A 6,486-nucleotide genomic window follows, 5' to 3' on the forward strand; every position below is an offset into this window, starting at 1 on the left:
TCAAGCGGTTATGGAGTGGCCTGCTGTGCGCCTTGTCTCTCAGTGAAACAGGCAGTGAGGCAACCCTGTGAACCCGACTATCAAACGGTTATGGGGTGGCCTGCTGTGCGCCTTGTCTCTCAGTGAAACAGGCAGTGAGGTAATCCTGTGAACCCGACTATCAAATGGTTATGGGGTGGCCTGCTGCGCGCCTTATCTCTCAGTGATACAGGTAGTGAGGTAATCCTGTGAACCCGACTATCAAATGGTTATGGGGTGGCCTGCTGTGCGCCTTGTCTCTCAGTGAAACAGGCAGTGAGGTAACCCTGTGAACCCGACTATCAAACGGTTATGGGGTGGCCTGCTGTGCGCCTTGTCTCTCAGTGATACAGGCAGTGAGGTAACCCTGTGAACCCGACTATAAAACGACTGCTGGCCTATTGTGCCGACTACCCGGTCTGGCTGGTGCAGGCCGGGGTCTGTCTGCTGCTGGCCACCGGGGCCGAGGTGGCCGGGCCCTTGCTCATCAAGCTGTTCATCGATGACTATCTGGCGCCGCGCCACCTGGACTGGCCGGTGATTGCCGCCCTGGCGGCCGGTTATCTGGGGCTGCAGGTACTCTCTGCCGCCGGTTTTTACCTGCAATCCCTGCGCTTCAACCGCATCGCCCAGGGGGTGGTGCAGCGCCTGCGCGAGCAGGTGTTTGCCACCGCCATCCGGCTGCCCGCCCGCTATTTTGACCAGCATCGCTCGGGATCCCTCATCTCCCGCATCACCAACGACACCGAGGCGATCATGAACCTCTATGTCCAGGTGATAGGGCTCCTGGTGCAAAAACTGGTGCTCCTGTGCGGCATCCTCATCTCCATGGCGCTGCTGGATGTGCGACTGATGCTGGTGTGCGCCGCCCTGATCCCGGCGGTGGGCGCCGTGATGTGGCTCTACCAGAAGTTGAGCGTGCCCGTGGTGCGGGAGACCCGCAGCCTGCTCTCGGACATCAACAGCCGGCTCAACGAGTCCCTGCAGGGGATGCCTGTCATCCAGGCCATGGTGCAGGAGGTGCGCTTCGCCAACGCCTTCGCCGAGGTGAACCAGCAGCACTGGGGTGCGCGGCTCAAGAGCCTCAAGATCAACGGCATACTGCTGCGCCCCCTCATCGATCTCTTCTACATGATGGTGCTCATCGGCCTGCTGGCCCTGTTTGCCCACGAGGGGCTGAGCACGGGGGGCGCCATCCAGGTGGGGGTGCTCTATGCCTTCATCAGCTACCTGGGGCGCATGATAGAGCCCCTCATCGAGATGACCAACCAGCTCAACCAGTTGCAGCAGGCCATGGTGGCGGGGGAGCGGGTGTTCACCCTGCAAGACGAGGCGCGCGAGAGCACCCGTGGCGCCAGCGCCCCGCTGGCCGGCCGGGTCAGCTTCCAGGGGGTGAACTTCTCCTACGACGGGGAGCAGCCGGTGCTGCAAGGGGTGAGCTTTGAGGTGGCCCCCGGCCAGATGCTGGCCCTGGTGGGCCACACCGGCAGCGGCAAGTCCACCATCATCAGCCTGCTGATGGGGTTCTATCCCATCGATGGCGGCGAGATAGGGTTCGATGAGCGCCCCCTCTCGACCCTCTCCCTGAGTGCGGTGCGCCGCAGCATCGGCCTGGTGCAGCAGGATCCCTTCATCTTCGTTGGGACCCTGGCAGACAACCTGCGTCTGGGGCGCGAGGGCATCATGGACGCCCGGCTCTGGCAGGCCCTGGAGGAGGTGCAGCTGGCCCAGTTTGTGCGCTCCCTGCCCGATGGCCTGGCTACCCTGATGGAGGAGGGGGGCAAGAACCTCTCCGCCGGTCAGCGCCAGTTGCTTTCGTTTGCCCGCGCCCTGGTGGGGGATCCCCGCATCCTCATCCTGGACGAGGCGACCGCGAGCGTGGACTCCCAGACCGAGCTGGCCCTCTCCCAGGCGCTCGCGGCGGCGCGCCGCGGCCGTACCACCATCGCCATCGCCCACCGCCTCTCCACCATCGTCGATGCGGACGAGATCCTGCTGCTTTCGCGCGGCCAGGTGATCGAGCGGGGTTCTCATCAGGATCTGATGGCCCGGCAGGGCCACTACGCCCAGCTGTTCGAGATGCAGAGCCAGGGGGCCTGGCTGGAGGAGAAGCGGGCCTGAGCCTGCCAGATAACAAAACAGTCGGCCTGGGCCGACTGTTTTCGTTATGGAGGATGCGCCGTCAGGCCGTGGCCTTGCTGCGCGCCTCCAGCTTGAGCTGACAGGGCTAGCCGGCGTCATGGGCGTGGATGCCCGGCGGGTCGGGGGATGGCCAGGGGCGGGGTGCAAGGAGGCAGGATGAAGGGGGGCAAGATCCTGGGTAAAAGGGCGACATCACGCCTTGTATCTGAACGTTCACACTGGCAACATGCTGGTTACATCAACTCATCGGATCAGTTTGCAATGGACCTGCAACGTCTCAAGGCCAACCTCGGCCTGCGCCTCTTCGCCTGGCGCTATATCCCCGTCATCGGCTTCTGCGCCCCCGTCATCGAGCAGATGAATGCCAAGGCGCTGCGCATCCGCATTCCCCTCGGCTGGCGCACCCGCAACCACCTGGGCAGCATGTACTTCGGGGCGCTGGCCACCGGCGCCGATCTGGTGGGGGGCCTGCTGGTGATGGAGAAGGGGCGGGCGCGGCGCAAGAAGGTGCACTTTGCCTTCAAGGATGTGCAGGGGGAGTTTTTGAAGCGCCCCGAGGGGGACGTGCAGTTCGATTGCGAGGCCGGGGAGCTTATCGACGCCATGATCGACGAGTCCCTGGCGAGCGGGCAGCGCATCAACCGCCCCATCCAGGTGGTGGCCACCTGTCCGTCGCGCAACGGGGAGGAGGCCATGGCCCGCTTCGTGCTGACCCTGTCGATCAAGGCGAGCTGACCCGTCACAGCGGGTTGGCCGGGATCGGCGGATCTCGGCCATGAACCCTTCCTTCACGACGGCCTTGCTGCCCTGGACCCGCAGCTCGGCCACTGTGCCGGGTAGCGCTTGCGGGGGCAGACCGTGGGCTTAGAGGATCTCGGGGCTGACGCCTTCCTTCACGACCACCTTCATGCCGTTGAAGTTGACCACCTGCCCGGCGACTGTGCTTGGCTGCGCTTGCGGGGGCAGACCGTGGGCTTAGAGGATCTCGGGGCTGACGCCTTCCTTCACGACCACCTTCATGCCGTTGAAGTTGACCACTTGCTCGGCGACTGTGCTGGGTAGCGTTTGCGGGGGCAGACCGCGGGATCAGAGAATCTCGGGGCTGACGCCTTCCTTCACCACCACCTTCATGCCGTTAAAGTTGACCACCTGCTCGGCGACTATCTTGCAGCGTTTGCGGGTCTCGACCTGACCGTCCACCTCCACCAGACCCTCGGCGACCAGCGCCTTGGCGGCGCCGCCGCAATCGGCCCAACCCTGATGCTTGATCAGGTCACACAAGGCAACGAAGGGGTGACCTTCGAGCAGAAACGTCTCCATGGGGAAATCCTCTAGCTGGATGAATGCCTACACGGCAGGGCGGCCATTTTAGGCAGTTAGCCGGGGCAGGGAAAGGGCCAGGGCCCAATTGCCTCGAAAAAGGGGATGAGCGGAGCGGGGGAAATCAAAGCGCGGGACAAACAATCGGCCCGGCAGGGCCGATTGTGTCTGCGCGCCGCCGGTGCTCAAGGCAGCTTGACCACGGCCTCCCCCGTCACGGCGAGGGCGCCGCCCTGGGTGAAGATGCGGGTCGCCAGGGTGGCGATGGGCTTGTCCTCGCGAAGGGCGGTCACCTCCACCTCGGCCGTCACCTCGTCCCCGACAAAGACCGGCAGCTTGAAGCTGAGGCTTTGACCCAGATAGATGCTCCCCTTGCCCGGCAACTGCTGGCCCAGCAGCCCGGAAAACAGGCTGGCCAGCAACATGCCGTGGACGATGGGGCGCTCGAACACCGTGGTGGCGGCGAAGGCCGGATCCAGGTGCAGGGGGTTGAAATCCTCCGACAGGGCGGCGAACGCCTCGACCTCCGCCGCGCCGAACCGCTTGGTCAGACGGGCCTTCTGGCCCACTTCCAGGGACTGCATGCTCATGCCGGTTCCTCCTCTGTGGCGCGGGCAAACACCGGATTGAGCCGCGCCTTGACATAGTGGCCGGGGGCGGGGGCCAGCCCCTGCTCCGGGACCCGCGCGGGGACGGGCTCTGACCCTTCGTCACGGCTCTGGATAAAGCCCATCATCTCGGGCCACCAGGAGCCGGTCCGATGGGTCGCCCCTGCCAGCCAGCTCTCCGGGCTCTCGGCCGCGGCCCCGTTGTGCCAGAAGCCGTACTTGTTGGCCCCCGGCGGGTTGATGATGCCGGCGATGTGGCCCGATTCCGCCAGCAGGAAGCGCCGCTCGCCGCCAAACAGCGTCATGCCCTGCCAGGTGCCCTGCCAGAGGGCGATATGATCGTCCACCGCCGACACCAGCAGCACAGGGGTCTTCACCTTGCCGAGATCGATGCGGGTGTTGCGGATCTTGAGCTCCCCCTTCACCAGCTGGTTCTCCAGGTAGAGGCGGCGCAGCAGGCTGTTGTGGGTCTTGCCCGCCACATGGGTGCTGTCGCTGTTCCAGTGCAGCAGATCGAAGGCCACCGGGCTCTGACCCTTGAGGTAGCTGTCGATGTAGTAGTTCCAGTAGAGGCTGTTCTCCCGCAGCAGGCTGAAGGAGACCGCCAACTGGCGCCCGTCCATGATGCCCTTGGCCTCATTTTGCGCCTCGAGCGCCGCTATGATGGGCTCGTGGATGAAGATGCCAAGCTCCCCGGGCTGGGAGAAGTCCAGCAGTGTGGTGAACAGGGTGGCGGTGCGCACCCGCTGCTTCTGGCGCCGCGCCGCCAGCCAGCCCATGGCGAGTGACAGGGCTGTGCCGCCGATGCAGTAGCCGATGCCGTGCACCTCCCGCTCGCCGGTGGCCGCCTCCACGGCGTCCAGGGCGGCGATGACGCCGTCCACCACGTAGTCGTCGAGATCGATGCCGGCCTGCTCTACCCCAGGGTTGCGCCAGGAGATCATGAACACCGTCTGGCCCTGGGCGACCAGCCAGGCCACCAGGGAGTTCTGGGGCCGCATGTCCATGATGTAGTACTTGTTGATGAAGGGCGGCACGATCAGTACCGGCGTCCTGGCCACCGTCTCCGTGCTCGGGCTGTACTGGATGAGCTCAAAGAGCTCGGTGCGCTGCACCACCCGGCCCGGGGTGGTCGCCAAGTCCCGGCCGAGCTCGAAGGCAGATTCGTCGGTCAGGCGGATGTTGAGCTGATCGGCGCTGCGCTCCAGATCCTCGGCCAGCAGCGCCAGCCCCCGCACCAGGTTCTGGCCATCGGACTCCAGGGTCAGCTTGAGCAGCTCAGGGTTGGTGGCCAGAAAATTGCTGGGGGCCATGGCGTTGACGTACTGGCGGGTGAAGAAACGCAGCCGCTCCCGGCTTTTCTGGGGGACGCCGTCCAGGGCATCCACCGAGGCCAGCAGGTGCCGCGCGGTGAGCAGATAGGACTGCTTGAGGTAATCGAAAAGGGGTTGCTCGTTCCAGGCCTCGGCCTTGAAGCGGCGATCGCCGCGCTCCGGGACTATCACGGGTTCGCTCGGCTGGCCTGCGCTCTTGAGCAGGGTGTGCTGCATCAGCTTGAGCTGATCCTGCCACCAGTTCATCTGAGACTGGATCAGTTGCCAGGGTTGCTGGCTGCCTTGCTCCAGCACCTGCCCCAGATCGTCCAGATTGGTCTGCAGCAGCGCCTGGGCGGTGCGCTCGGTTTGGGCCTTGGCCATGGCCAGCAGCTTGTCGTTGTAGTGGGCCAGGGCCTCGAACAGCGGGCCGTAAGATGGTTGGCTCATGTGTTCTCCTTCACCCACACCCGGGGCGGACGTTCGCCCGCTCCGTCGAGTCGTGGGGAGATGTGGCTGCCCGAGCGGGCAGCCAGGGGTGATCAGGCCTTGCCCGTGTTCTTCTTGACGGCGTCGGTGGTCAGGGCGTCCAGCTCTTCCTTGAACTGCTGGCCGAGGGCGCTGAGCTGCTGGATGTCGTCCAGCATCTGGCGGGAGAGCTGGCTGGCTGTCTCCAGCTGCACAGTGCCGAGGGCCGCCAGGCTCTGGGCATCCTGCACCTTGCCGACGGCCTGCAACTGGTTGAGGCCCAGTTCGGCGTAGGCATTGGCGGAGGCCAGCTGCAACCGGGTCAGCTGCTCGACATTGCTGGCCAGCAGCTGGTTGTAGCGGGTGAGGGGGGCGGCGAAGCCTTGCATCTGCTCGGTAAAGCTCTTGAGGATATCCATGTTCATATGCGTCTCCATGTTGGCGGAACTGTGTGGTTGCGAGCCTGGGCTCTTTGTCGGGTACCGCTAGTTGTGTAAACCCACCAGGTTGTTCACGGATTGAAGACGACTGATGGGGGGCTGGTAGCCCAGACTGGCATGAGGACGATGCCAGTTGTACTCATGCAGCCACGGTTGCAGGTGTTCTGCCCGTTGCTC

Annotated in this window: 7 protein-coding genes and 1 pseudogene; 2 read left to right on the forward strand and 6 right to left on the reverse strand. The window is 64.6% G+C overall.

What is annotated here, in order from left to right:
• Positions 1 to 387: 387 nt before the first annotated feature.
• On the forward strand, positions 388 to 2,139 hold the full coding sequence (locus tag ACLHZ1_RS14765; RefSeq protein ID WP_427262694.1) for an ABC transporter transmembrane domain-containing protein: 1,752 nt from the start codon (positions 388 to 390) through the stop codon (positions 2,137 to 2,139).
• Positions 2,140 to 2,421: 282 nt separating this feature from the next.
• Positions 2,422 to 2,895 carry a DUF4442 domain-containing protein gene (locus tag ACLHZ1_RS14770; protein ID WP_427262695.1) on the forward strand — a complete coding sequence of 158 codons (474 nt, stop codon included), beginning with the start codon at positions 2,422 to 2,424 and terminating at the stop codon, positions 2,893 to 2,895.
• Positions 2,896 to 3,135: 240 nt separating this feature from the next.
• On the opposite strand, the pseudogene ACLHZ1_RS14775 reads toward ACLHZ1_RS14770, so the two are convergent.
• From ACLHZ1_RS14775 to ACLHZ1_RS14800, 6 genes and pseudogenes are all read right to left on the reverse strand, one after another.
• Positions 3,136 to 3,210 (reverse strand): annotated as a pseudogene (locus tag ACLHZ1_RS14775) (ribosome-associated protein); the annotation flags it as partial.
• Between the two features lie 36 nt (positions 3,211 to 3,246).
• Complete coding sequence (ybcJ, locus tag ACLHZ1_RS14780) at positions 3,247 to 3,480, reverse strand: ribosome-associated protein YbcJ (protein WP_010674882.1); 234 nt, start codon at positions 3,478 to 3,480, stop codon at positions 3,247 to 3,249.
• A gap of 185 nt (positions 3,481 to 3,665) precedes the next feature.
• Entirely contained in the window at positions 3,666 to 4,070 is a 405-nt protein-coding gene (locus ACLHZ1_RS14785) for a MaoC family dehydratase (protein WP_427262696.1), read from the reverse strand.
• Positions 4,067 to 5,851: a class I poly(R)-hydroxyalkanoic acid synthase gene (locus ACLHZ1_RS14790; protein WP_427262697.1), complete on the reverse strand. Its 1,785-nt coding sequence runs from the start codon at positions 5,849 to 5,851 to the stop codon at positions 4,067 to 4,069. The genes ACLHZ1_RS14785 and ACLHZ1_RS14790 overlap by 4 nt, the downstream gene beginning before the upstream one ends.
• A gap of 92 nt (positions 5,852 to 5,943) precedes the next feature.
• On the reverse strand, positions 5,944 to 6,294 hold the full coding sequence (locus tag ACLHZ1_RS14795) for a phasin family protein (RefSeq protein WP_427262698.1): 351 nt from the start codon (positions 6,292 to 6,294) through the stop codon (positions 5,944 to 5,946).
• Between the two features lie 60 nt (positions 6,295 to 6,354).
• A partial coding sequence (locus ACLHZ1_RS14800) for an integrase core domain-containing protein (RefSeq protein ID WP_427262703.1) occupies positions 6,355 to 6,486 on the reverse strand: 132 nt, incomplete at its 5' end.

The sequence above is a fragment of the Aeromonas sobria genome (genome assembly GCF_050266975.1).
GTDB classification, from domain to species: Bacteria; Pseudomonadota; Gammaproteobacteria; order Enterobacterales; family Aeromonadaceae; genus Aeromonas; species Aeromonas sobria_B.

Excerpts from the sequence above, each read along its gene's own strand:
- ACLHZ1_RS14770 (WP_427262695.1), top strand. The coding sequence starts at position 2,422 with ATGGACCTGCAACGTCTCAAGGCCAACCTCGGCCTGCGCCTCTTCGCC.
- ybcJ (WP_010674882.1), bottom strand. The coding sequence starts at position 3,480 with ATGGAGACGTTTCTGCTCGAAGGTCACCCCTTCGTTGCCTTGTGTGAC.
- ACLHZ1_RS14785 (WP_427262696.1), bottom strand. The coding sequence starts at position 4,070 with ATGAGCATGCAGTCCCTGGAAGTGGGCCAGAAGGCCCGTCTGACCAAG.
- ACLHZ1_RS14790 (WP_427262697.1), bottom strand. The coding sequence starts at position 5,851 with ATGAGCCAACCATCTTACGGCCCGCTGTTCGAGGCCCTGGCCCACTAC.
- ACLHZ1_RS14795 (WP_427262698.1), bottom strand. The coding sequence starts at position 6,294 with ATGAACATGGATATCCTCAAGAGCTTTACCGAGCAGATGCAAGGCTTC.